The following is a 26,046-nucleotide window of genomic DNA, read 5'->3' on the forward strand; positions in this document are numbered from 1 at the left end:
CGGGATGGCAAGGGCGGCCCTGCATCATGGCGGCAAGCGCTCCCAATGGCAACGGCGCCGTGCGGAGCGCTGATCATACCCCCCGATACGGCCGTCACGGGAGCGCCTCTCTATCCTGGGAAGTTTGACCCCATCCCCAGAAATGAAAGCGCTATCAATCACATACAGCCTATTTCCTGGTCGATGGCGGTCACACTTTGTGCCTTGTGGTCACGAATCGACCACGGCGGCTTCTAGACTGGTCGGGCTCATCTGAAGGCGGGAATGTAGCGGATGGGGGAATGCCGGGGCACACCGGCGTCACACACAAAACAATGAAAAACAAAGGACTATCAATGGCTAGATGGATACTCGTGGCCGGATTGTTGGGGACCATGATCACGCCGCCCGGGATGGCGGCGGAGTGGTTCTTCCGGGGCACCGCGAATGGATGGGCGGCGACCGCCATGGCGTCGACCGACGGCGTCAATTTTGATACCTGCCAGCGCTTCGTGAGCGGCGACGCCAGCGGCGGGCCGCGCTTCAAGATAGACAGGTACGGCAACTGGCAGCAGAGCTACCCGGCGGCCGACTATGTGGTCAATGCCAACACGGCGTACCAGATCCGCATCAACGCCACGACCCAGGCGGTGAGCGCCACCGCGGTCGCCAGTTGCGAGACCTCGGGGTTTGCCAGCACCTTGCCGCAGCTCAATGTGCGCGGCACCTTCAACGGCTGGGCCAGCCTCCCCATGACCCTGGTGGCGGATCACCTCTGGCAGGCCGAGGCCTACATGGATGGCGTGGCCAACCAGCGCCTGAAGTTTGATCAGGCTGGCGACTGGGCCGTCAACTTCGGGGACAGCAACGGCGATGGCGTGCTGGAGCAAAGTGGCGGCGACATCCTGTGGAGCGGAACCGGCACGGTGCGCCTTCAGGTCAATGATCAGACCCTGGCCTACAGCATCGCCCCGCTCGGGGACGACAACCAGCCGCCGCTCGCTGTCATCACCCCGGGGGGCACGGTGAACGTGGCCCAGGGAGAGGCGCTCACCCTGAGTGGCAGTGACTCCACGGATCCGGACGGCCAGATCGTCGGCTACCTGTGGAGCAGCGGCGAGAGCACGGAGAGCATCGCCGTCAACACGGCGCAGACGGGCACCTTCACCTATGGCCTGACGGTCACGGACGATCAGGGTGCCAAGGGCAGCAGCAGCGTGAGCGTGGTGGTGGCCGCCGGACAGACCGGCGACAGCTGGTACTTCCGCGGCACCCCCAACAACTGGGGCCTCACCCCCATGACCAGCGAGGATGGCACCACCTTCTGCACCGAGCAGGCGTTCGGCAGCACCAACCCCCGCTTCAAGATTGACCACAAGGGGGACTGGACCGAGGCCTATCCGGCCCAGGATTACCTGGTCAGCGCCAACACCCGCTATCGCATCTGCTTCGACAGCCAGCGCAAGGCCGTTGAACTCGAGACCCTGGCGGGGGCCGACGTGCAGGCACCCACGGTGACGGCCACCCCGGCGCCGGGGAGCTATCTGGATGCCCAGTCCGTGGTGCTCGGCGTGAGCGACGATCAGGACAGCGCCCCCGCCGTCTATGTCACGACGGACGGCAGCCAGCCCACCACGGCGTCGGCGCGCTACAGCGGCCAGCCCCTGGTGGCGAGCGACAAGGGGAGCGGCATCGATCTGGTGATCCGTACCCTGGCGGTGGACGAGAGCGGCAACCAGCGGGAGCAGCGCTTCGAGTACGTCATCGGCGAGCAGGGGGTGGCGAGCGGCGATTTTCGCGCCGAGAGCATCTACTTCCTGCTGACGGCCCGCTTCTATGATGGCGATGCCGGCAACAACTACTACAACCGGGATCGCTACAAGGCCGGGGATCCCCAGTGGCGCGGCGACTTCAAGGGCTTGATCGCCAAGCTCGATTACATCAAGGATCTCGGCTTTACCGCCATCTGGGTGACGCCGCCGGTGGAGAACCGCTCCGGCCTCGACTATCACGGCTACCACGCCTACGACTTCTACCGGGTCGATCCCCGTCTGGAGTCGCCGGGGGCGGGCTACCGGGAGTTCATCCAGGCGGCCCACGCCAAGGGGATCAAGGTGATCCAGGACGTGGTGATCAACCACTCCAGCCAGTACGGCCTGCGCGGCAAGACCTGGATCGATCGCCTGCCCATCAAGTACTACGTGCCGGCGGGGTCTAGCCAGGGGCTCATCAACAACGGCCCCTATCAAGGCAACCTCGGGGACTACGCCAGTGCCAACCGCTGTGACGACGACAACCCGGCGGCTCCCGACTGGTACAAGGCCCGTTGCCAGTCCGATCCGGCGGGCACCCAGCCCCTGGTGGACCCCAAGACAGGCGCCACTGTGCCGAGTGCTGGCTACAACCCCAACCGCTTCTTCGGCATCGACGCCCAGACCCTGGATCCCGCCTGGTATCACCTGGACGGCTTCATGTCCGGCGGGGACTGGGAGAGCCCGCTCGCCCTGCAGCGCAAACACATGGCGGGGGACTGCATCGATCTCGCCACCGGCAACCAGAACGTCAAGGACTACCTCAACGGCGCCATCCACCAGTACCTCGACATGGGGGTGGATGCGATTCGCATCGATACCTTGAAGCACATCGAGCGGGACGAGCTGCTGACCTATGTCCACGACTGGCAGGCCCACAAGCCGGGGTTGTTCGTCTTTGGCGAGAACCTGGTCAAGGGCACGGGCTGGGGCTCGGAGCTGGCCAATGACAACGCCTCGGCGGTGATCCGCCCCTGGTGGTACACCCGCACCACGGCCAACCCGGCGGATCCCCGCGCGGGGGGCGATTCGGGGCTCTCGGTGCTGGACTTCTCCCTCTTCTCGACCTTCCGTGACAACGTCACCAAGGGGAGCTTCGGCGGGGTAGGGGGGATCTTCGCCATGGACTGGGTCTACGGGGATGCCACCAAGCTCATCACCTTCTTCCAGAACCACGACGTGGGGCCGGACAACGACTTCAAGTACCGCTACGGCGGGGAAGAGGGCAATGCGGCCATGACCTACAACCTGCTCTGGACGGCGCGGGGCATCCCGACCCTCTACTACGGGGAGGAGGTGATGTTCCAGGCCGGCAAGCCCCAGGACATCGACGGGGCCACCATGACGGTGGATCAGACCGGCCGCGCCTACTACGGGGACGTGCTGGACAACCCGGCGACCCCGAGCCACCCGCTCTACCAGCACATCAAGCGCCTGAACCAGATCCGCAAGGCGGTGCCGGCCCTGCAAAAGGCGCCCATGAGCCAGGTGAACGAGTGGGGCAGCGGCATCAGCTTCGTGCGTGATCTCAGCGCCGAAGGCAGCTACGCCGCCGTGGGCCTCGCGGCCAACTCGGCCCAGCAGATAAGCCTGAGCGGCCTGAAGAACGGCACCTACACGGACGCCGTGACCGGCGCGAGTCAGAGCGTCAGCAAGGGCAGCCTGAGCTTCGCGGTGCCCGCCTACTCGGCGCGGGTCTGGGTATTGAACGGCCCGGGTAAGGTGGGGGCCGACGGCAAATACCTCAAATAAGGGATGCTCGTCTCAGCGTGCAACGAGTCGGCCTTCGGGCCGACTTTTTTATGGGGTGGATATAGGGTGCGAATGGATGGCGGAGCAGTGGCATGGATCGATGTCGCGAGGCGCGAGGCAGGACAAGGAAGGGGAGTCTGCGTACAGACAGCGCCAGCGAGGCCAGCGTGCGAGCCTGAATTGCTCTATATTGGTGCATTTGCACATATGTGGTGCATACCCTCGACATTGCTCTCTGGATCCCGCCCCGAAGAAACACGCCGTATCGCCCCCATGGCCCCCGCATCATGTGCACCATCCATGCTATCAAGTGGCGCCTAATCAGCATTATCTACCGGATAAACGGTTTTATTAGGTGTGAGCGAGGCATGTTATTGGGATATCAGGGTAAACATGCTGATTCGGTAGGGTTGCCGATCCCCGAGGTGGTACGATCAACCTGTTTTCAGCGTTCATTGCGGAATTTAAATTCGATTTTTAATGCTATTCCGGACTCTTGTGTTGATTGGCGCTCTTTTTGCTGTGTCTGGTGATGCCCATCATGGGGGCAGCCCCGGGCTGCGGGCTGCAAGGTCGGGGGCAGGGGCGTCATGGCGAACGCGCCGCCGCCATTCCCGATAAACCGCCCTTGCTTGCAGGCAACGGATGCCACTATCAACCCTGGTTAAGGAGTCATATGGAAGGTGAAATGGTCATGTCGCCCCCCGCGCACAAGGGGCTGGCCCATACCCTCAAGGACGATGTCTACGGCATGGTGCTCGGCGTCATGTTCATCGCCGTGGGGCTCAACCTGCTCAAGTGCTCGGGGATGATCACCGGCGGCATCGCGGGCATCGCCCTGCTGCTCGCCCATGTCAGCAGCCTGCCCATCGGGGTGCTGTTCTTCCTGGTCAACCTGCCCTTTTTGCTGTTCTGCTACGTCACCATGGGGCGGGCCTTCATGGTCAAGACGCTGATCGTCAACGTCGCCCTCTCGTCGGCGACCCAGGCGGTGCCGCTGCTGTTGACGGTGAGCTATGTCCACCCCCTGTTCTCGGCCCTGGTGGGGGGGACCTTCCTCGGCATGGGGGTGCTCTCTCTGGCGCGCCATAACGCCTCCGTGGGGGGCACCGGCGTGGTGACGCTCTGGCTGCAGAAGCGCAGCGGCATCAACGCAGGAAAGAGCCAGATGGTGCTGGATGTGCTGGTCTTCGCGCTCTCCCTGCTCACGCTGCCGCTCTCTTTGCTGCTCTGGTCCACCTTAAGCGCACTCGCCATGAACGCCATGCTGATGAACTGGCACAAGCCGGGTCGCTATCAGGGAAGCTGAGGGGAAGGGGTTGTTAAAAAATGCTGCCGTGACGGGTTCGGGGCAGAAATGACCCCAAGGGCAAAAAAGATCATCTTGTCGGGAAAAACGGCATGGTTACGGCTGAATTTATTGGTTTTTTGCCCAGTTGGTGGCGTTAAATCGGGCTACGCCATAAAAAATTCAAAAAACTTCTTTACCACTGCCCAATGCATGAGTAAAATTTGTCGGCAATATTTTACACCCCCACTTCCACAACGGTGAGATATTGCCATGCTCAGGATTGCCAAAGAAGCGCTGACCTTCGACGATGTACTGTTGGTTCCAGCCCACTCCACTGTTCTTCCCAATACCGCCGACCTGCGTACCAAGCTCACGTCTGCGATCTCGCTGAATATCCCGATGATCTCCGCTGCCATGGACACAGTGACCGAAGCCCGTCTGGCTATCGCACTGGCCCAGGAAGGCGGTATCGGCTTCATTCACAAGAACATGTCCATCGAGCAGCAGGCTGCCGAAGTGCGCAAGGTCAAGAAGTACGAGAGCGGCGTGGTCAGCGACCCCGTTACCGTGCGCCCTGACATGACCATCGCCCAGATCAAGGAGCTGAGCCACAAGAACGGTTTCGCCGGTTACCCCGTGGTGACTGACGGCAACCAGCTGGCGGGCATCATCACCGGCCGTGACGTGCGCTTCGTGATTGACCTCTCCCAGACCGTCGAACAGATCATGACCCAGAAAGATCGTCTGGTGACCGTGCGTGAAGGGGCTCCTCGCGAAGAGGTGGTGGCCCTGATGCAAAAGCACCGCATCGAGAAGGTGCTGGTAGTCAACGGTGACTTCAAGCTCAAGGGCATGATCACCGTGAAGGACTTCCAGAAAGCCGAGCGCAAGCCCAACGCCTGTAAAGACGAGCGTGGCCGTCTGCGTGTCGGTGCCGCCGTCGGTGCCGGTGCCGGCAACGAAGAGCGCGTCGCCGCCCTGGTGGAAGCCGGTGTGGACGTGCTGCTGATTGACTCCTCCCACGGCCACTCCCAGGGCGTGCTGGATCGCATCAAGGCGACCCGTGAAGCCTATCCTGACCTGCAAATCATCGGCGGCAACGTCGCCACCGGCGCCGGCGCCAAGGCGCTGGTGGAAGCGGGTGTCAACGCCGTCAAGGTCGGTATCGGCCCGGGCTCCATCTGTACTACCCGTATCGTGACCGGCGTGGGCGTGCCCCAGATCACCGCCATCTCCGACGCCGTGGACGCCCTGGAAGGCACCGGCGTGCCGGTGATTGCCGATGGCGGCATCCGCTTCTCCGGTGACGTGGCCAAGGCCATCGCCGCCGGTGCCAGCTGCGTCATGGTGGGCTCCATGTTCGCCGGTACCGAAGAGGCACCGGGCGAGATCGAGCTCTACCAGGGCCGTTCCTTCAAGTCCTACCGCGGCATGGGCTCCCTGGGTGCCATGTCCAAGGGCTCCAGCGACCGCTACTTCCAGACCGACAACGCCGCCGACAAGCTGGTGCCGGAAGGGATCGAAGGGCGCGTGCCGTACAAGGGCCGCCTCAAGGAGATCATCCACCAGCAGATGGGTGGCCTGCGTTCCTCCATGGGCCTGACCGGCAGCGCGACCATCGACGACATGCGCACCAAGGCCGAGTTCGTGCGCATCTCGGGCGCCGGGATGAAAGAGTCCCACGTGCACGACGTGACCATTACCAAAGAAGCCCCCAACTACCGGATGGGCTGATGAAACGGGGCTCTGCGCCCCGTTTTTCCACCCTTTTTTTATCCCGTGCTTTTTGTGACAACATCAGCCTGATGCAGGAATAAAATGACTAAAGACATTCACGCCCACCGCATCCTTATCCTGGATTTCGGTTCCCAGTACACCCAGCTCATCGCCCGTCGCGTCCGTGAAATTGGCGTCTACTGCGAGCTGTGGGCCTGGGACGTAACCGAAGAGCAGATCCGCGAGTTCAACCCGAGCGGCATCATCCTCTCCGGCGGCCCGGAATCCGTGACCGAGGCGGGCAGCCCGCGCGCCCCCGAGTACGTGTTCAACGCTGGCGTGCCGGTGTTCGGCATCTGCTACGGCATGCAGACCATGTCCGAGCAGCTCGGCGGCAAGGTGCAGTCCTCCAACCTGCGTGAATTCGGCTATGCCCAGGTCGAAGTGCTGGGTCAGTCTGGCAAGGCCAGCGCCCTCTTGCGCAATATCGAAGATGCCATTGCCGACAACGGCAATGCCCTGTTGGATGTCTGGATGAGCCACGGCGACAAGGTCACCGAGATCCCCGCCGGCTTTACCACCATCGCCCAGACCGCGACCTGCCCCCATGCCGCCATGGCCGACGAAGCCAAGCGCTTCTACGGCGTGCAGTTCCACCCGGAAGTGACCCACACCCGTCAGGGGGCCCGCATGCTGGAGCACTTCGTCAAGGACATCTGCGGCTGCGAATGCCTCTGGACCCCGGCCACCATCATCGACGACGCCGTTGCCCGCATCCGCGAGCAGGTGGGTGACGACGAAGTGATCCTGGGCCTCTCCGGCGGCGTCGACTCCTCCGTGGTCGCCATGCTGGTGCACCGCGCCATCGGCGATCGCCTCACCTGCGTCTTCGTCGACAACGGCCTGCTGCGTCTGAACGAAGGCCAGCAGGTGATGGACATGTTCGGCGATCACTTCGGCCTGAACATCATCAAGGTCGACGCCGAAGAGCGCTTCCTCTCCGCTCTCGCGGGCATCGACGAGCCGGAAGCCAAGCGCAAGACCATAGGCCGCGTCTTCGTCGAAGTGTTCGACGACGAGTCCAAGAAGCTCAAGAACGCCAAGTGGCTGGCCCAGGGCACCATCTACCCGGACGTCATCGAATCCGCTGCCAGCAAGACCGGCAAGGCTCACGTCATCAAGTCCCACCACAACGTCGGCGGCCTGCCGGAAGAGATGAAAATGGGTCTGGTGGAGCCGCTGCGCGAGCTGTTCAAGGACGAAGTGCGCCGTGTCGGCCTCGAACTCGGCTTGCCCTACGACATGCTCTACCGTCACCCCTTCCCGGGTCCGGGCCTGGGTGTGCGCGTGCTTGGTGAAGTGAAGAAAGAGTACTGCGATCTGCTGCGCAAGGCTGACGCCATCTTCATCGAAGAGCTGCGCAAGGCCGACCTCTACAACCAGGTCAGCCAGGCGTTCGCCGTCTTCTTGCCGGTGCGCTCCGTCGGCGTCATGGGCGATGGCCGCAAGTACGACTGGGTCATTGCGCTTCGCGCCGTCGAGACCATCGACTTCATGACCGCCCACTGGGCTCACCTGCCGTACGACTTCCTCGGCCACGTGTCGAACCGCATCATCAACGAGATCAACGGCATCTCCCGCGTGGTGTACGACGTCTCCGGCAAGCCGCCCGCAACCATCGAATGGGAATAAGGGTTAACCCCTCTTCCAGCGTTCACGCAAAACTGTCAAAAAGGCGCCCTTGGGGCGCCTTTTCTTTTTCCAATCGTTTGCGAGAAAATTTTGCCCCTGGCGCGGGGGATGGAGACCCTGTTGCCAACGTTGCCGTGGTGAGTGCCCGAGTCGATAGGAAGCACCTCATCTATCGCATCCACACAAGGCGGCAGGCTGTTGTTTATCCAGACGGGGGAGGGGGATAAAGTCTTGTTCGTCAGGAGCGATACGGGCAATGGAACCGGATCCCCGTCGCTTCGATGCCCCATCTTGATGCAAGAGGGTGATGCGAGCGGCTGATGCGCCCCCCCCCAAGACGGGGTAATTTCTTGATCTGGCTTGGGAAACGCCCACCTTCTGTTTTGTCTTGTTTCTTTCGCTCGCTAGGATATCCGTCTGGATATGGTCTCTCTGGAGTCGCCGATGAACCAGAGACACTGAGTGGGTTAAAGACAGCAGACGGAAGGCTTCCGGGTGGTAACTTGGCCGTGATTCGGGGGGGACCGGCTAAAATCCCCCCCTTAACCAAATGTGGGGGCTTGGTAATGGGCGTTGCACAGCTATGGGTATTTCAATCATGCTACCAATCTAGGTCGGTGCACTCTTTTGTCGTTTAATGTTCATGGGATATCGGTTGGGGATGAATTAAGTGAAAGGATCAGAAGAGAACGTAAACATAAGCCTTCTGGAGGCTGATCCTGGCAGCCTTCCCGAGTTCAAGCTCGCCTTGCAGGATGCCTTTCGCGTGGCGGCAGAGGCAGACTTTGGACACCCACTTGAAGAGCCCATTCCTTCTGATGAAGATATTGAACAGTCATTTCACACCAAGGGGGCCGTTACATACTGGATCATGGCAGCCGAACAGCGTGTTGGCGGAGCCGTGCTAGTGATAGACCAGAAGAGCGGTCGCAACTCCCTGTCATTCTTTTTCATCGCGACGAGCCAACAGAGCAAAGGCTTGGGCCTTAAAGCCTGGCATGCGATTGAACACGCGTTTCCTCTCACCAAAGTGTGGGAAACGGTGACGCCATATTTTGAGAAACGGAATATTCACTTCTACGTTAACCGATGTGGTTTCAACATTGTCGATTTCTACAACAAGTACCATCCAGACCCTCATCAGCTCTCACACCATCTTGATGGCAAAGGAGATGACGATGAGATGTTCCGGTTTGAGAAAATAATGGAAGGTGCGAGTGCTGGTAAACGCGAAAGCCAACCCGGCGATTGACCCCGCTTGTTTCGCTCTCCATCCATGCCATGGGGGGGGCTTGTGGCATCCTACGGGCTTGGTCAATCCGATGGGGGGTGGTCTGAATGGCCATCATGTTCCGTCTCCAATTCAACTAAAGGGTCACTCTTCGCCCCGACCCATCTGACCTCCCCACTTAATATTGCCGGATGGTTATCCAGGGCCCTCAATGGCCAGCTATCTCGTGACTAGGGGTGCCCTTTCCCCTTATCAAGTAACCCATAAAGGGCCGAATTCACTCATACCTCGCCGCCTCCCAGGCGTGTATCGCCTGTTTGCGGGGCTCGCCCCAGTGATAGTCGCCGAGCCTGCCGTTTTGCTGGATGACCCTGTTGCAGGGGATCATCAAGGCGACGGGGTTGACGCCCACCGCCTGCCCCACGGCGCGGGCGGCCTTGGGATTGCCGACGGTGCTCGCCACTGGGCGTAGCTCACCACCCTGGCTGGCGGGATCTGCAACAAAACAGGGGATCTCTGGCCGCCATTCCTTATAATGCCCCTCCTTTATTGCCATCGGGCCGCTGCCCGCTGGTGCCGAGGGCCGTGAGCCGGCCACCCCGATAGAGACGAATTTATGCATACCCTGGAACAGCTGCGCTCCGGAGCCTTGCGCGGCGCACGCCACCTGAAACTCGCTGAAGGCCTCGCGGTGTTCCCCCCCGAGATCCTGAGCCTCAAGGAGACGCTGGAAGTGCTGGATCTCACCGGTAACCAGCTGAGCGAGTTGCCGGACGCGCTGGCCGAGTTCAGCAAACTGCGCATCATTTTCTGCTCCGAGAACCGCTTTACCGACCTGCCCGAGGTGCTGGGGCGCTGCCCCGCGCTCACCATGGTGGGCTTCAAGGCCAACCGCATCGCGACCGTCTCGGCCGCCTCCCTGCCCGCCAGACTGCGCTGGCTCATTCTGACTGACAATGCCATCGAGCAGTTGCCCGATGAGCTGGGTCGGTGCACTGATCTCCAAAAGCTGATGCTCTCGGGCAACCGCCTGCGCACCCTGCCCAAGAGTCTCGCTCACTGCCACCGTTTGGAGCTGCTTCGCATCGCCGCTAACCGGTTCGAGGCCTTCCCCGACTGGCTGCTGGCGCTGCCGCGCCTCAGCTGGCTGGCCTACGCGGGCAACCCCTTCAGCGACCGGCAGGAGCGCCGGCTCGAGCAGTGCGCCTCGGTGGCCGACATCCCCTGGGATGACCTGACCCTGGGCGAGTGGCTGGGGCAGGGGGCGTCTGGCGTCATCCATCGCGCCGAGCTGAAGGGGCAGGCACAAGCCGAGGCGGTGGCGGTCAAGCTCTTCAAGGGAGCGGTGACCAGCGATGGGCTGCCCCGCTGCGAGCTGGCGGTGTCGCTCGCCGCCGGTCGCCATCCCCATCTGGTCGGCGTGGTGGGTCGGGTTGGGGATCACCCCTCCGGGATCCCGGCGCTGGTGATGGCGCTGATCCCCCCGGACTTTGTCAATCTGGCGGGGCCGCCGAGTCTGGACTCCTGCACCCGTGACATCTACCCGGACGGCGTGCGCTTCACCCCCGCCGCGCTGCTCAACCTGGCGCAGGGGGTGGTGAGCGCCGCACGACATCTGCACGGGCGGGGCATCCTGCACGGTGATCTCTATGCCCATAACCTGCTGCACTCTGTGCAAGGGCAAGGGAAGGGGCAAGAAAAAGCACAGAGCCGGGTGCTGCTCGGCGATTTTGGCGCCGCCTCCTGTTACGACCAAGCCGATGAGGCGCTGGCCGGGCGGCTGGAGCGCCTGGAGGTAAGGGCCTTCGGCTGCCTGCTGGAGGAGCTGCTGGTGCGCAGCACCGACAAGCACGAGGCGCTGGCGGGGCTCGGCGAGCTGGTCGGGGAGTGCCTCTACGAGGTGCCGTCCCGACGCCCCACCTTTGCCCGTATTGCCGCGCGGCTCGACGCTGCGCAGGCCCGGCTTGCGGCCGAGCCGGTGGCGGTATGACCCTCCGGCCGGGAGTCACCTCTTTCAAGACTGCGGGGCCACGTCCAGGGCGCTCACGGCGTGTCTTGCAAAAAGGGTGGGGGACGGACGGTGCGGGGCTTGCACCGCTTCGGTGAAGTTGTGATAGTGATGCATCATTGCAGATGACGGGAGAAAGAGGATGGAAGCGGCGTTTTGGCATCAGAAGTGGAAAGAGAACCGGATTGGCTTTCATCAGGCAGATTTCAACCGCTGGCTGCAGTCCTGGTGGTCGGCCCAGCAGGGGGATGAACCCGTGCTGGTCCCCCTGTGCGGCAAGTCCCGCGACATGCTCTGGCTTCGGGAGCAGGGGCATCCGGTGGACGGCTTCGAGCTCTCCGAGCTCGCCGTCACCCAGTTTTTCGCCGAGAACAACCTGAGTGCCGAGACAAGCGAGCAGGGTCCCTATCAGTGCTACCAGCACGATCATCTTCGCATCTATCAGGGGGATTTTTTCGCCGCCCCGGAGCTTGGCCGTCGCTATCGACTGGTCTATGACAGGGCCGCCCTCATCGCCCTGCCGACGGCGATGCGCCGCCAGTATGCCGCCCTGATGAGCCGCCTCGTGGAGGCGAGGGGACAAGTTCTGCTGGTGACTCTCGAGTACCAGCCGGAGCAGCAGCTACAGCCGCCGTTCTCGGTGGGAGAGATGGAGGTGCGCACCCTGTTCGAGCGCGACTTCAGCGTGGAGGTGCTGGGGCGGGCGGCGGAGCTGGATCACCCCAGGGTGCTCGCCGGGCAGCTCTCCTATTTCGATGAAGTGGCCTATCGCCTGATCCGCCGGGGTTGAGAAGACGCTCGGCCCCAGGTTGGAGAAAGGTCGCGGGCAGGCGACCTTTTTTACCTCCTTTGACATAGATCAACGTGGAAAATCAGGGGAGTGCCTAAGATGAGGCTGTTTCTCAATCACTGCTGGTGCCGACCGATGCGCTCTGGTTTGAACCATCCGGCCGACCATCAACCCAGTGTCTGATTTTCACGCTCATGTTCACTTTTGGCGGCTCAGGTCGCAATTGTTTATGGTATTTCCAGCCGACCCCCAGGGGTCGGCTTTTTATTGCCCGGATGGCCCCGGACGGAGAGTGGGCAAGGAGCCGATTCAGGCCTCGGATTCAGGCCTCGAAGGTGGCGCTGTTGAGCCTGAAGGCCCTGGGATCGTCGATGAACTGGCCGGTGATCCGCTCGTCGTGCTCGTGGCCGAGACCATAGCTGCAGAGGATCAGGCGATCCGAGGTGCGCGATCTCAGCTGGGTGATGAAGCGCACCAGGTCGGCGCGGCTGAGCCTGCCCACCTCCTCGCACACCCGCTCCCGCTGATCAAAGCCCAGATCCTTGTTGCCGATGCTGACCCAGAGCCGCTGGCCACGGCTGCGCAGGTTGGCGTCCCGCTCGCTCAGCTGGGCCTGCAGGCCAGCCTTGCTGTCTTGCCACTGCTGCTCGGTGAACTCCAGCATGGCCAGGGGGAAGAGGTCGATGAACTCCTCCACCGCGTCCAGCAGGATCTGCGGCCCCGCCACCGGCGACTGGATATAGAAGATAAGGCCGGGATGGCGGTTGAGGGGCAGGTTGCCGGCCCCCACCACGTAGCCGAGCTGCTGGCGGGTGCGCAGCTCGTGGAAGAAGGTGGAGGACATGATGTGGTTGGCCAGGGTGAAGCAGGCGAGATCCCGCGCCCGGGTGGTGCGTGACTGGTAGTAGACCAGGAGCGCCGAGTCTTCATGCTCGCATCCCTGCTCGCGAATCAGGGTGCCCCTGTCCTGAATGGAGATGAGGGGGCGGCGGGTCTCCGCGCTGGGCTGGCTGCTGGTGCCGAGGTGGCGCTCCAGCAGGGACGCAAGCTCGAGGGCCTCGGCCGCCGTCCAGTCCCCGTGCACCAGGGTTTCAATGTGTACCTCGGCAAAGAGCTGGGAGACGAAGGCGGGCATCTCGCCGAGTTCGACGGTGCGCAGGTGGCGCAGCAACTGTTCGAACGGCGGGTTGTTCGGCTGCAGCAAACTGGTGAGCTGGTTGAACAGCTGGGAGATGGGCCGGGTCTTGGACTGGTTCTCCCAGTTGCGAATGAGCTGTTCCTTGATCTCGCTGAAGCGGGCCGGATCCGGGTAACCCAGGGTGCGGTTGCCGAGGATCATGTCGAGCAGCAGCGGCTGCTTGTCGGCAAAGCCGCTGAGGTTGATGGTAAAGCCACCCTGATGGGCATAGATCTGGTAGCCGAGCCCGGCGAGTTCGGCCGGGTAGGTGAGGGCATTGAGGTGGTCCGTGAGCAGCTCCACTGCGAGCCGTGCCATGGCGATGTGGCGCGGACTCCTGACCGCGTGCTCGCTGTCGATGGAGATGTAGAGGCTGCCCTTGGGCACGCCGAACAGATGCTCGTGCAGGTGCCAGAGGCGGAACCCGGGCCTGTCGATGAGGCAGGCGGGCATGTCGGCGGCCAGTGCCGGCAGGCGGGCATCGAGACGGCTGCTGATAAAGGGGTTGGGCGCCGGCAGGTGCAGGGCGGGATCAGGCTGGCTCTGCTGCCAGCGGATCTTCTCCGCCTCCGTGATGGTCTGGACGCTGTACGGGGTCTGATACCAGCGGGCCAGGCGATCCGTGCTCACCTCAGGCGCCTGGATGGTCACCCTCAGGTTGTGGGGGGTCAGCTTGGCGAGGAAGCGCCGGATGAGGGGCTCGTCAAACTCGCGCATCATGTAGTCGCCATGGAGCAGATCGTCCGGCGCATAGCTGAACAGGTTGAGCACCAGCCCCGAGGCGGTATCCAGCGCCTGGCCCCGCTCCTGGAAGCGGAAGGCGGATTCCAGCACGCTGCGCTTCTCGTCATAGCGCCAGGCCTGGACGCCATCCTGCTCGATGAGTTTCAGATAGCCGAACAGGGCGGCGATGATGTCGTCCACATGGTCAAGCCCGAGGGGCGTCAGGCCGAAGCTCACGCCAAAGTCCTTGAAGTTGGCCCCGCTGATGCCGCCGCCGGCGGCGAGCTGGTTGACCCAGCCCTTCGTTTTCAGCAGAGAGAGCAGACTGCCTTCCCCTTCGTAGCCGATGAGGTGGCTCAGGAAGGTGAGGGGCTTCTTGTCGTACAGGGCATCCACGCTGGGCAGCGGGAAGGTCAGGGCCAGCTTGCGGGTCTCCTTGACCGGGTTGATCTGGATGCGGATGCCGAGATCATCGAGCCGGTAGAGGGGCGCCGACAGGGCCGGGGGGCCCAGGTGGCGATCCGGAATGGTGCTGAAGAAGCGATCGCACCAGGCCAGCTGGGTGTCGATGGAGGCCGGCGAAATCATGACCAGCGCCATGCGATCCGCACTGTAGTGCGTTTCGTAGAAAGCAATAAGGTCGGAGCGCAGGTCTCGCCCCGGCAGATCCGCCAGGGTGTCCAGGTTGCCGACCGAGAACTTGGAGAAGGGATGGGCCGGGTTGACCGTCTCCTTGTGCACCTGATAGCTGCGGCGCACGTCATCCTGCAGCTTGAGGCGATATTCGGAGTCGACCGCGTTGCGCTCCTTGTCCACCCACTTGGGATCGAAGGTGGGGCAGATGAAGAACTGGGAGAAACGATGGAGCCCCGCTTCGAAGAAGCCGTTGTCGATGTCGAAGAAGAAGTTGGTGAACTCGGTGCCGGTCCAGGCGTTGTTGCTCCCCCCGTGGCGGCTCATGAACTGCTGATACTCGCCGGGTTTGGGATAAGTACGAGTACCGAGGAACAGCATATGCTCAAGGAAGTGGGCCATGCCCTGGCGATCGACCGGGTCATCGAAGTGACCTGTGTTGACGGCCAGGGAGGCGGCCGACTTGTCGGTCTGGGGATCGCAGATCAACAAGACCCTGAGCCGGTTTGCCAGCTCCAGATAGTGATACCGCCGATGGTCGTTGGGACTGGCATATGGGCTCATTGGGGCGTGGCTCGCGGTGAATTTATTTGAATTTAAACATGATTATCGACCCCGCTATCTCACGAGGCAAACCCTTTTCTGAGAGGTAGCGCAATTGTTTCCCCCGGCATGGCGGGGTAAGATCCCCCCGCTATTTAAACAGGCCCCCTGGGCGAGGTTGTAATGAAAATCTACATCATGCGTCATGGCCAGGCTGGCATGAACGCAAAGACTGATGAACAGCGTCCACTGACCGAACAAGGCATCGAAGAGTCCATCCATATGGCATGCTGGCTGGCTCCTCAGCTCACAGGCTCCCTGAGCCTGGTGATCCACAGTAACTACCTGCGTGCCAGACAGACCTGGCAGGCCATTTCGCCCGAGCTGCCCAAGGCCCGCAAGGTCGAGGAGAGCGGCGAGATCACGCCCTATGGCGATCCGGCCTTCGTGGCGAGCTACCTCACCGCGCTGGCGGCGGAGCACGACAACATCCTCATGGTCAGCCATCTGCCGCTGGTGGGGTATCTGGTGCAGAGCCTCTGCCCGGCTGCGGGTGCGCCCATGTTTGCCACCTCCGGTCTTGCCTGCATCGAGTGGCAAGATGGCAAGGGGGCCTTGCTCTGGCTGGAAGGACCGCATACAATACGTTAAAAGTTAATAAAAAGTTACAAGATGGTTTTTTGGGGAAGAGAGAGTCGATTTTTCCGGTTTTTTATATAATTTTAACGGAATTATTGCGCATAAGCTGCTGTCATACGGATACAACTGCAAGAGGTTGCAAACGATGAGAGTATTCAAGAAGTACCTGCCACTGATGGTGGCAAAACATGTCAAAACCTTCTTCAAGGGGCGTATTTACATCCATGGCAGGGGGCGCTTCGACTTCCAGTCGGGCTTGCTGATGATGCCGCTGCAAGCCGACATTCCCCATCGCCAGACGGTGCTCGAGGTCAACGAACTGATTTCTAGGCTCCATATGGACGCTGCCTGAGCCACCCTGGCTTGACCCTTTTCCCCCATCATGCCCGCCCTGTGCGGGCATGATGCTTGATGAGCCTGGGGAAGGCCGGCAGTGCCGCCTTCATCCGGGTTGACGCAACATCGCCGCCCCCGCATCAGAGTGCTTGCTTATCCCGTTTGCCTCTCTATACTCCCGCGAAATACCCGCCTCCTTTCTCTGGATATCGCGATGCCTCTGGCCTTTCTGTTTCCCTTCTCCTGCATGGCCATCTGGGCCGGCAATGGCATCGTCAGCAAGCTGGCGGTCGGCGTACTCTCTCCGGCGGCCCTGGCGTGGTCGCGCTGGATGGTGGCGGCCCTGGTGCTGACCCCGTTTCTTGCGCGCCGTGCCTGGCGGGTGCGTGGCAAACTGCGGGCCGGTTTTTCGAAGCTGGCGGCGCTGGCCCTGCTCGGCATGGTACTCAACCAGACGTTCGGCTATTACGCGGCCCAGACCCTGGGAGCGACCGAGATCGGGCTGATGATGGGGCTGACCCCGCTGATGACGGTGCTGCTCAGCATCTGGCTGCTGCGCGAGCGGCCCACCTGGGGCGCCCTGCTGGGGGGCGTCATCTCCCTCATGGGGCTGGCCATCTTGCTGGGGCAGGGGGATCCGAGCCGTCTGCTGACCCAGGGCATCCACGTCGGCTTCGTCTACATGCTGCTCTCGGCGGCCACCTATGCGCTCTACAGCGTGCTGCTCAAGCGTTGGGATCTGGGGCTCGACAACTGGTCCATGCTCTATGGCCAGGTGCTGTGCAGCCTCCTGTTTCTTACCCCCTTCTATCTGCTGGTGGACGGGCACTGGCCGGATGGCAGCGCCCTCTGGCTCATCCTCTATGCGGGGATCCCGACGTCGGCGCTCTCCCCCTGGCTCTGGATGCAGGGTATCGCCCTGCTGGGGGCAAGCCGCACCGCCATCTTCATGAACCTGCTGCCGGTGATGACGGCGGCGCTCGCCATCACCTGGCTCGGGGAGCGGCTCACCAGCTATCACCTCATCGGCGGCGGCATGACCCTGATGGGGGTCCTGCTGGCACAGTTGCTGGTCAAGCCCGTGGTGGTGCGCCGGCGGGCCAGGCTGGCGATGGCGAGCTGTCAGGAGGATTGAGATAAAAAAGACCGCCCCGAAGGCGGTCTTTTGCTGTCCGGGGCGCGGGTTATTGCGCCGTCAGATAGAGATCCTTGGCATAAACCAGGTCTTGCGGGTTGTGATAGGGGTAGCCCTTGACGTTGGGTTTGAGCAGGCGAGATTTCACGTAGAAGTAGACCGGTGCGATGGGGGCCTCCTCGTCGATCAGCACCTCCGCTTGCTGATAGAGCCGGTTGCGTTCCGCCGGATCCTTGGCGTCATGGGCCTTGGCCAGGAGGGCGTCGTACTCCTTGTTGAACCACTTGCCGCTGTTGGCGCTGCTGCTGGAGGTCATGATGTCGAGGAAGGTGGAGGCATCGTTGTAGTCCCCGTTCCAGGAGTAGCGGCTCACCCCGAAGTCCCCTTCGTTGAGGGCCGACACCATGGTCTTCCACTCCATGTTGTTGAGCTCGGCCTTGACCCCCAGGTTGTGCTTCCACATGGAGGAGATGGCCAGCGCTATCTTCTTGTGCCCCTCGTTGGTGTTGTAGAGGATGTCCACCTCGAGGGGCTTGCCCGGGCCGTAACCCGCCTCGCCGAGCAGCGCCTTGGCCTGCTTGATCCGCTCCTCCTTGCTCATCAGCTCGCTGGCCGGGCGCTTGAGTTCAAAGCCGTCGACGCTCGGCGGCGTCAGGCTGAAGGCCGAGAGTTGCCCCTGTCCCAGGATCTTCTCCGTGATGGTGTCCCGGTCGATGGCCAGGGAGAGCGCCTTGCGCACCCTGACATCGTCGAAGGGTTTGCGCTGGGTGTTGAACACGTAGTAGTAGGTGGCGAGCATGGGGGCGCTGACCAGCTCGTCCGGGCTCTGGCGCTTGATCTGCTGATACTGCTCCAGTGGATAGGTGGTGTAGTGCAGCTCGCTCGCACGATAGCGGTTGTAGGCCGCGGTATCTGAGACGATCTCGAGATAGACCACCTTGTTCAGCACGGTGTGCTGGTTGTCCCAGTAGTGGGGATTGCGCTCGGCGATGAGGCGCTCGTTCGGGGTCCACTCCTTGAGGGCGAAGGCGCCATTGGAGACGATGTTGCCGGGCTTGACCCACTCATGACCAAACTTCTCTATGGTGGCCCTGGGGGCCGGGAAGGTGGTGTAGTGGGAGAGAGTCTTCAGGAAGAAGGGAACCGGGGCCTTGAGGGTGATCTGCAGGGTGTGGTCATCCAGCGCCTTGATCCCCAGGGCATCCGGGCTCTGCTTGCCCTGGATGACGTCGCCGGCGTTGAGCACGCCGGTCAGCTCGATGAACCAGGCGTAGTTGGAGGCGTTCTTGGGATCCGCCGCCCGCTGCCAGCCATAGACATAGTCTGCCGCCGTCACCGGCTCGCCGTTGGACCATTTGGCATCGGGTCTGAGCTTGAAGGTGTAGACGGTGCCGCTGGCGTCGAGCTCGTAGCCCAGTGCCCCCGCCGCCTGCAGCTTGCCGTTGCCATCCAGGGTGTAGAGCCCCTCGAACAGATCGTTGACGATGTCGCTGCCCGCACTCTCTTCGACCATCTGGGGATCGATGGAGGCGGGTTCGGTGCCGATATTGCGGACGAAGGTTTGCTGGGCACTGGGCAGCAGCTGGGTGCCTTCAGGCACCTGGGCGGCCAGGGCAGGCAGGGAGAGCAGGGCGGTGATCGCGCCGGCAATGAGAGTCCTTTTCATTGAATATCCTTATGTTTTTTTGCTTCCAAAGCCGGGCCAGTGTGCGGGATCGATGGCGAGATCTCAAGAGGGGGCCGGCAGGGGGGACGGGAAAAGGACCGGATGGGGGTGAACGGCATCGGGTGAGGCAGGGTTGTCTTCTTGCCACGAATTAAGATGCCAAAAGATGTCGTTCGAGACCTCTTTTGGTGCCCGAAAAGCCCACTCCACAGGGGCTTTCTGGCGATTTAAACAGCGCCTTAATTCGCTGCAAAAACAAAAAACACGCGTTACATTAGGTTACAAAACAACGCTGCCGAAGATCGGCACTTTTTTTGCCGAGATCTGCAAACGTTTTCAACGGCCAACGGAAACGATCTTAAAGGAACAAGAATGCGAAACATGATCACCATGGGCGAATTCATCGTCAAAAAGCAGGCGGACTATCCTACCGCGACTGGCGAGCTGACCTCCTTGCTCAGCTCCATTCGCCTCGCCGCCAAGGTGGTGAACCGGGAGATCAACAAGGCGGGGCTGGCGGACATTATCGGCTCCATCGGGTCCGAAAACGTGCAGGGGGAAGTGCAGCAGAAGCTGGATGTCTACGCCAATGAACGCTTCAAGGCGGCGCTGGAAGCCCGTGGCGAGGTGTGTGGCATGGCCTCCGAGGAGGAAGAGGACTTCGTCTCCTTCGATTCCGAGCTCTCCCGCCACTCCAAATACGTGGTACTGATCGACCCCCTGGACGGCTCTTCCAACATCGACGTCAACGTCTCGGTCGGAACCATCTTCTCCATCTATCGCCGGGTCAGCAAGCCGGGGGCCGGCGTGACCCTGGAAGACTTCCTGCAGCCGGGCAACCGCCAGGTGGCCGCCGGTTACGTGGTCTACGGCTCCTCCACCATGCTGGTCTATACGACCGGCTTCGGGGTCAACGGCTTCACCTACGACCCCTCCATCGGCTGCTTCTGCCTCTCCCACGAGAACATCCGCATCCCGGAGGAGGGCAAGATCTACTCCATCAACGAGGGCAACTACATCAAGTTCCCGGATGGCGTGAAGAAGTACCTGAAATATTGCCAGGAGCGTGACGAGGCGACCCACAGACCCTACACCTCCCGTTACATCGGCTCCCTGGTCTCCGACTTCCACCGCAATCTGCTCAAGGGCGGCATCTACATCTATCCGTCCGGCACAAACTCCCCGAACGGCAAGCTGCGCCTGCTCTACGAGTGCAACCCCATGGCCTTCCTGGTGGAGCAGGCGGGGGGCAAGGCCTCCGACGGTTTCGGCCGGATCATGGATATCCAGCCTACCGCCCTGCACCAGCGCACCCCCTATTTCGTGGGGTCCACCAAGATGGTGGAGCGCGCCGAGGCCTTCATGCGCGAATTCTCCGCTCACGAGGACCCGGCCAGCCAGGCATGACGGCCAGCGTCACGGGATAAAAAACGGGAGCCATGATGGCTCCCGTTTCTATTTGGGCAAGCAGTCAGCTCACTGGCTGTTGCGGGCGAGATCCGCCAACAGACCGTCCACCAGTTTGAGGCGCATGGCCCGCTCCTGGGTCGGCACCTGGAAGCGCAGCCGGGTCGGCCCGTCCATCTTGTATATGCGCGGCTGCTCGGAGAGCAGCTTGACCAGGTAGGCCGGGTTGACGCGGGTCTCCTGGGTGAAGTCCAGATAGCCGCCGCGCTCGCTCATCTCCACCCGGCGAATGCCAAGGGCCGTGGCACGCTGGCGGAAGGCGGCCAGCTCCATCAGGGTTTTGGTTGGTTCCGGCAGCAGGCCGAAGCGGTCGATCAGCTCCACCTTGAGTTCGCGCAGCTCCTGCTCGTCCGCCGCACTGGCGATGCGCTTGTACATGGAGAGCCGCATGTTGACGTCCGGGATGTAGTCGTCCGGGAGCAAGGCCGGCAGGCGCAGCTCTACCTCGGTGTGTTGGCTCATGAGCTGTTCCAGCGACGGCTCCTTGCCATGTTTGAGCGCCTCCACCGCCTGCTCCAGCATCTCCATGTAGAGGGTGAAGCCGACCGATTCGATCTGTCCGCTCTGATCGTCGCCCAGCAGCTCGCCGGCGCCGCGGATCTCCAGATCGTGGGTCGCCAGGGCAAAACCGGCGCCGAGATCTTCGAGCGATGCGATGGCCTCCAGCCGCTTGGCCGCATCCTTGGTCATCAGCTTGGGATGGGGGGTGAGCAGGTAGGCATAGGCCTGGTGGTGGGAGCGGCCGACCCGGCCCCGCAGCTGGTGCAGCTGGGCCAGACCGAGGTGATCCGCCCTGTCCATGATGATGGTGTTGGCGCTCGGCACGTCGATGCCGGTCTCGATGATGGTGGTGCACACCAGCAGGTTGAAGCGCTGGTGGTAGAAGTCCGACATCACCCGCTCGAGCTCCCGCTCGCGCATCTGGCCGTGGGCGATGCCGATGCGCGCCTCCGGCACCAGCTCGGCAAGATCCGCTGCACACTTCTCGATGCTCTCCACGTCGTTGTGCAGGTAGTAGACCTGGCCGCCACGCTTCAGTTCCCGCAGTACCGCTTCGCGCACCACAGCAGGCTCGTGCTGGCGCACGAAGGTCTTGATGGCGAGGCGCTTGGCGGGCGGGGTGGCGATGATGGAGAGATCCCGCATGCCGGACATCGCCATGTTGAGGGTGCGCGGAATGGGGGTCGCGGTGAGGGTGAGGATATCGACGTCCACGCGGAGCGCCTTGATCTTCTCCTTCTGGCGCACCCCGAAGCGGTGCTCCTCGTCGACGATGAGCAGCCCCAGATCCTTGAAAGTGAGATCGGCGCCCAGCAGCTTGTGAGTGCCGATGATGATGTCCACCTTGCCCTCGGCCATCTCCTTCATCACCGCGCTCTGCTCCTTGGCGGAGCGGAAGCGGCTCAGCACCTCCACCCGCACCGGCCAGTTGGCGAAGCGGTCGCGGAAGTTGTCGTAATGCTGCTGGGCCAAGAGGGTGGTGGGCACCAGCACCGCCACCTGCTTGCCGCCGTGCACGGCCACAAACGCCGCCCGCATCGCCACTTCGGTCTTGCCAAAGCCCACGTCGCCACACACCAGGCGGTCCATGCTCTTGGCCTGGCACATGTCGCCGAGCACGGCGTTGATGGCGTTGAGCTGATCGTCGGTCTCCTCGAACGGGAAGCCTGCGGCAAACTGGCGATAGGCCTCCCGGTCGTGCTTGAAGGCAAAGCCGGCGCGGGCCGCGCGGTGAGCGTAGACATCGAGCAGCTCGGCCGCTACGTCGCGCACCTTTTCGGCCGCCTTGCGCCGCGCCTTGACCCAGGCCTCGCCGCCAAGCTTGTGACTGGGCGGATTGTCGGACCCTGTGTAGCGGCTGATCAGGTGCAGGCTGGTGACCGGCACGAACAGCTTGTCGCCACCGGCATATTCCAGGGTCAAAAACTCGGTGGGCAGGCCCCCCGCGTCTATGGTTTCGAGCCCCAGATAGCGGCCGACCCCGTGATCGAGGTGCACCACCGGCTGGCCCTGGGTCAGCTCGCCCAGGTTTCGGATGACCGCATCCGAGCTCAGGTTCTTGTTCTTCTCCCGTGCGCGTCGGCTGCGGATCTTGCCACCCAGTAGCTCGCTCTCGGTGATGAGGGCGAGGGCCTCCTGCCCCGCCTCTTGCAGCAGGAAGCCGCGCTCCAGCGGGCAGACCAGGATCCCGTGGCGCACGTTGCTCGAGAGGAAGGCCTCGAGGGAGGGGAACTCCCTGGGTTGCAGCGCGATCCGCGTGAGCAGATCGCCGAGCCCCTCGCGTCGCCCCTCGGACTCCACCACAAACAGGGTGCGCCCGGCAAAGCCTTGCAGGAACTGGTCGAGGGCCAGCAGGGGTTGCTCCTTGCTGTGGTCGAGCTGCAGTTCGGGCAGGGGGGCGAGGGGGAGATCATGCTGGCCCGCGCCACCGTCGCCAGCCGCCTCCTGCAGGCGCACGGCGCCATAGTGGCCGAGGGCGGCGAACAGCTCCTCCACCGGCAGATAGATCTGCTGGGGAGGCAGCAGGGGCCGGGTGTTGTCCCAGCGCCTGTCTTCATAGCGCTGGCCGATGTCGTTCCAGAAGCGCTGGGCCGCAGGGTAGATCTCCCCCACGGTGAGCAGCAGGGTGTTGCCTGGCAGGTAGTCGAACAGGCTGGCGGTATGGCTGAAGAAGAGCGGCAGATAGTACTCGATGCCAGCGGGCCAGCGCCCCTTGCTCACCTCCTGGTAGATGGAGCCCTCGGCTCGGGAGATCTCGAACTGCTCGCGGAACTGGCCGCGAAACAGCTCGATGGCCCCCTCGTCCGTGGGAAACTCCCGGGCGGGCAACAGGCTGACGCTCTTGACCGGCTCGCTGGAGCGCTGGCTCTCGGGGTCGAAGGGGCGGATGGAGTCCACCTCGTCGTCGAAGAAGTCGATGCGATAGGGACGGCTGCTCCCCATGGGGAAGAGATCCAGCAGGGAGCCGCGGGCGGCGAACTCGCCGTGCTCCAGCACCTGCTCCACCGCCACGTAGCCCGCCTCGGCGAGGCGACCGCGCAGCTGCTGCAGGTTGAGGCGCTGGCCGCTTTTCACCATCAGGCTGTACTTGTCGAGATAGGCCTGGGGGGCCGTGCGCAGCATCAGGGTGGAGATGGGCACGATGAGCACACCGCAGCGCATCTGTGGCAGCTTGTAGAGGGTCTCGAGGCGCTGGGAGATGATGTCCTGGTGAGGGGAGAAGCTGTCGTAGGGCAGGGTCTCCCAGTCCGGGAACAGCAGCACGGGGCAATCCTGGTCAGCCAGCAGGAAACCGAGCTCCTGTTCGAGGCGCAGGGCGCTCGGGGTATCGGCAGTCACCAGCAGGACGGGTCTGTCCGCCTCCCGGGTGAGGCGGGCGGCAACCAGTGCCAGGCTGCTGCCGACCAGCTGGCCGAACGTTAACTTCTGGCCCGCTTTGGCGGGCAAGGCGGGGAGTGTCATTGGCATCATGGCATTCTTTTAAATGTTGGCGTTCAGTTGGCGTTGACGTGGGGGAGGTTAGCGTTGGCGTTCCTGGGCACGCAGCTTGAGCTGCTTCGATTGCACATGGAGGCTGGCGCGCACCAGCAGCTCCCGGTCATCCTCGCGGATCCGCACATAGTCGAGCACCACGTGGGTGCCGTGCTCCCCGGCCTCCCGCTGCTTGACCTCCCCATAGCAGTAGACGGCCGAGGCCTCTTCCCGCAGGAAGATCTTGAGCCGCACTATCTGGTGCAGTGCAGGCGGCTCCCCGTGACCCTGACGCGGGTGCAGGTAGGTGAGCTGACCTGCGCCAAAGCGCAGGGTATGAAAGCGATGCTCGGGATGATCCTGGGCCGCCAGCACATAGCCCATGATCATGTCGATCTTGCGGGACTGCTGGTTGATGATCTCCACCAGATCGTGCATGGACTCGTTCTGGTTGCGGATCAGCCGGCTGCTCACCAGATCGATGGAGGTGATGGCGGAGGCGATGCGAAAGGGCTCGGGCAACTCGGCCTCCAGGGCTTCCAGCGTCGGCAGATGAAAGTCGGCCGGCATTGGGATCACATTGACCGGCATGGCATGGGTGACGCTGAAGAACTGTTCCTGCATGGAGGCTATCCCTTGTTGTCATAGTCTGTTTGCCTTTATTATCCGGTATCTTATTTCGTTGGCAACGTAGATATCCTTGAAGACTGGACTTTTTCAGCCACTGTCGCTGGCCATCGGCCTGCGCTACGCAGGCTCGCGACGCAGTAACCGCTTCGTCTCCTTTATCTCCCTGTTTTCCACCTTTGGCATCGCCATCGGGGTCGCCGCCCTGATGGTGGTCATCTCGGTCATGAACGGGTTCGAGGGGCAGCTCAAGGGGCGGATCCTCGGGGTGATCCCCCATGTGGTGGTGACCAATCAGGCCGGGCGCATCGAGGCCGAGCCAGAGGGCCTGCCCGATCTGGCCCGCTTGCCCCACGTGGTGGCCACGGCCCCCATGCTCGACAGTGAAGGCATGCTGCAAAGCCCCGGCCAGCTGACCGGGGTGAACGTACAGGGGATCGATCCCGCTCGCTGGCCCAAGGATGACATCCTGCACGCCCAGATGCTGGGGGGGCGCCTCGACAGCCTGCAGCGCGGTGAATACCACATCGTGTTGGGGCAGGGGGTGGCGAGCCGGCTCAAGGTTTCCATTGGAGACCAGGTGCGTCTCATCCTGACCGAAGGCACCCGCTTCACACCCTTTGGCCGGGTCCCGGCCCAGCGCCTCTTCACCGTCTCCGGCATCTTCGGGGTCGGTGCCGACGTGGACAGCCAGGTGGCGCTCATCGCCCTGGGCGATGCCCAGCGCATGCTCCGCCTGACCGATGACAAGGTGGGGGGCATTCGCCTCTGGCTGGACGATCCCTTCGCCGCCGACGAGGTGATCAAGACAGCTCTCCCCGACGGTCTGGACTGGCAGGACTGGCGCCGCGAGCGCGGCGAGCTGTTCCAGGCGGTGGCCATGGAGAAGCGGATGATGGGGTTGATGCTGGTGCTGATCATCGCGGTCGCCACCTTCAACATCCTCTCCGCCCTGGTGATGGTGGTTACCGATAAAGAGGGGGAGGTGGCCATCCTGCGCACCATGGGCATGAGTGAATCCGGCATCGTCAAGATCTTCATGGTGCTGGGGGCGTCGAGTGGCGTCATCGGCGCCCTGTTTGGCGCTATGGCGGGGCTGGCGCTCTGCTTCGGCCTCAACCCCCTGCTCGATGTGGTGGGGCTCAACCTCTATATGGCGGCCGGTGGCGCAGGCCTGCCGGTCACCGTCGAGCCTGCCCAGGTGGTGACCATCTTGCTGGGGGCCGTGCTGCTGAGCTTCAGTGCCACCCTCTATCCGGCGGCCCGCGCTGCCCGGGTCAAACCGGCCGAGGCATTACGGTATGAGTAGTGCTGTGAATCATTCATCTTCTGTTGTGACATCCGGTGTGATTACCGGCG

At 62.7% G+C, this 26,046-nt stretch carries 17 protein-coding genes and 1 pseudogene; 13 read left to right on the forward strand and 5 right to left on the reverse strand.

The annotated features are described in order from the left end of the window. The first annotated feature begins 335 nt into the window (after window positions 1–335). From I6L45_RS15540 to I6L45_RS15560, 5 genes are all read left to right on the forward strand, one after another. Window positions 336–3,542 carry an alpha-amylase family glycosyl hydrolase gene (locus I6L45_RS15540; protein ID WP_254204334.1) on the forward strand — a complete coding sequence of 1,069 codons (3,207 nt, stop codon included), beginning with the start codon at window positions 336–338 and terminating at the stop codon, window positions 3,540–3,542. Between the two features lie 694 nt (window positions 3,543–4,236). Beyond that, complete coding sequence (locus tag I6L45_RS15545) at window positions 4,237–4,851, forward strand: YitT family protein (RefSeq protein WP_254204335.1); 615 nt, start codon at window positions 4,237–4,239, stop codon at window positions 4,849–4,851. Between the two features lie 252 nt (window positions 4,852–5,103). Next, window positions 5,104–6,567, forward strand: coding sequence for an IMP dehydrogenase (gene guaB, locus I6L45_RS15550; protein WP_216982553.1), 1,464 nt, complete (start codon window positions 5,104–5,106; stop codon window positions 6,565–6,567). Between the two features lie 84 nt (window positions 6,568–6,651). Next, window positions 6,652–8,241: a glutamine-hydrolyzing GMP synthase gene (guaA, locus tag I6L45_RS15555; RefSeq protein WP_216982554.1), complete on the forward strand. Its 1,590-nt coding sequence runs from the start codon at window positions 6,652–6,654 to the stop codon at window positions 8,239–8,241. 670 nt (window positions 8,242–8,911) lie between these two features. After that, window positions 8,912–9,493, forward strand: coding sequence for a GNAT family N-acetyltransferase (locus I6L45_RS15560; RefSeq protein WP_043760986.1), 582 nt, complete (start codon window positions 8,912–8,914; stop codon window positions 9,491–9,493). Window positions 9,494–9,749: 256 nt separating this feature from the next. On the opposite strand, the pseudogene I6L45_RS15565 reads toward I6L45_RS15560, so the two are convergent. Continuing rightward, window positions 9,750–9,976: pseudogene (locus I6L45_RS15565) on the reverse strand (methylated-DNA--[protein]-cysteine S-methyltransferase); the annotation flags it as partial. Window positions 9,977–10,088: 112 nt separating this feature from the next. Between I6L45_RS15565 and I6L45_RS15570 the strand changes: the two are divergent. Beyond that, entirely contained in the window at window positions 10,089–11,462 is a 1,374-nt protein-coding gene (locus I6L45_RS15570; RefSeq protein WP_216982555.1) for a leucine-rich repeat-containing protein kinase family protein, read from the forward strand. A gap of 160 nt (window positions 11,463–11,622) precedes the next feature. Next, window positions 11,623–12,270, forward strand: a complete 648-nt coding sequence (locus I6L45_RS15575; protein WP_216982556.1) for a thiopurine S-methyltransferase — start codon at window positions 11,623–11,625, stop codon at window positions 12,268–12,270. 322 nt (window positions 12,271–12,592) lie between these two features. Here the strand turns inward: I6L45_RS15575 and I6L45_RS15580 are convergent, their stop codons facing one another. Continuing rightward, window positions 12,593–15,367, reverse strand: a complete 2,775-nt coding sequence (locus I6L45_RS15580; RefSeq protein ID WP_216982557.1) for an insulinase family protein — start codon at window positions 15,365–15,367, stop codon at window positions 12,593–12,595. A 162-nt stretch (window positions 15,368–15,529) separates the two neighbouring features. Here I6L45_RS15580 and sixA point away from each other — a divergent pair, with 162 nt between their 5' ends. From sixA to I6L45_RS15595, 3 genes are all read left to right on the forward strand, one after another. Beyond that, the gene (gene sixA / locus I6L45_RS15585) at window positions 15,530–15,997 is read left to right on the forward strand and encodes a phosphohistidine phosphatase SixA (protein WP_043760982.1); all 468 of its coding nucleotides are present in this window, start codon (window positions 15,530–15,532) and stop codon (window positions 15,995–15,997) included. Between the two features lie 133 nt (window positions 15,998–16,130). Then, on the forward strand, window positions 16,131–16,337 hold the full coding sequence (locus tag I6L45_RS15590) for a DUF1107 domain-containing protein (RefSeq protein WP_005324080.1): 207 nt from the start codon (window positions 16,131–16,133) through the stop codon (window positions 16,335–16,337). A gap of 198 nt (window positions 16,338–16,535) precedes the next feature. Continuing rightward, the gene (locus I6L45_RS15595; protein WP_216982558.1) at window positions 16,536–17,456 is read left to right on the forward strand and encodes a DMT family transporter; all 921 of its coding nucleotides are present in this window, start codon (window positions 16,536–16,538) and stop codon (window positions 17,454–17,456) included. 49 nt (window positions 17,457–17,505) lie between these two features. On the opposite strand, the gene I6L45_RS15600 is transcribed toward I6L45_RS15595, so the two are convergent. Next, a complete protein-coding gene (locus tag I6L45_RS15600; protein ID WP_043760980.1) occupies window positions 17,506–19,122 on the reverse strand; it encodes a peptide ABC transporter substrate-binding protein in 1,617 nt (538 codons plus the stop codon). A gap of 166 nt (window positions 19,123–19,288) precedes the next feature. Here I6L45_RS15600 and I6L45_RS15605 point away from each other — a divergent pair, with 166 nt between their 5' ends. Next, window positions 19,289–19,507 (forward strand): hypothetical protein, encoded by a 219-nt coding sequence (locus I6L45_RS15605; RefSeq protein ID WP_216982559.1) that lies wholly within the window; start codon window positions 19,289–19,291, stop codon window positions 19,505–19,507. Beyond that, a complete protein-coding gene (gene fbp / locus I6L45_RS15610) occupies window positions 19,495–20,529 on the forward strand; it encodes a class 1 fructose-bisphosphatase (protein WP_043760979.1) in 1,035 nt (344 codons plus the stop codon). The genes I6L45_RS15605 and fbp overlap by 13 nt, the downstream gene beginning before the upstream one ends. Window positions 20,530–20,598: 69 nt before the next feature. Here the strand turns inward: fbp and mfd are convergent, their stop codons facing one another. Continuing rightward, window positions 20,599–24,060 carry a transcription-repair coupling factor gene (gene mfd / locus I6L45_RS15615; RefSeq protein WP_216982560.1) on the reverse strand — a complete coding sequence of 1,154 codons (3,462 nt, stop codon included), beginning with the start codon at window positions 24,058–24,060 and terminating at the stop codon, window positions 20,599–20,601. 48 nt (window positions 24,061–24,108) lie between these two features. After that, a complete protein-coding gene (locus I6L45_RS15620; protein WP_043760977.1) occupies window positions 24,109–24,684 on the reverse strand; it encodes a hypothetical protein in 576 nt (191 codons plus the stop codon). A 76-nt stretch (window positions 24,685–24,760) separates the two neighbouring features. Here I6L45_RS15620 and I6L45_RS15625 point away from each other — a divergent pair, with 76 nt between their 5' ends. Further along, window positions 24,761–25,996 (forward strand): lipoprotein-releasing ABC transporter permease subunit, encoded by a 1,236-nt coding sequence (locus I6L45_RS15625; RefSeq protein ID WP_216982561.1) that lies wholly within the window; start codon window positions 24,761–24,763, stop codon window positions 25,994–25,996. Window positions 25,997–26,046 lie beyond the last annotated feature (50 nt).

Origin of the sequence: Aeromonas sp. FDAARGOS 1415 (assembly GCF_019048365.1) — a bacterium.
Taxonomy (GTDB): domain Bacteria; phylum Pseudomonadota; class Gammaproteobacteria; order Enterobacterales; family Aeromonadaceae; genus Aeromonas; species Aeromonas taiwanensis.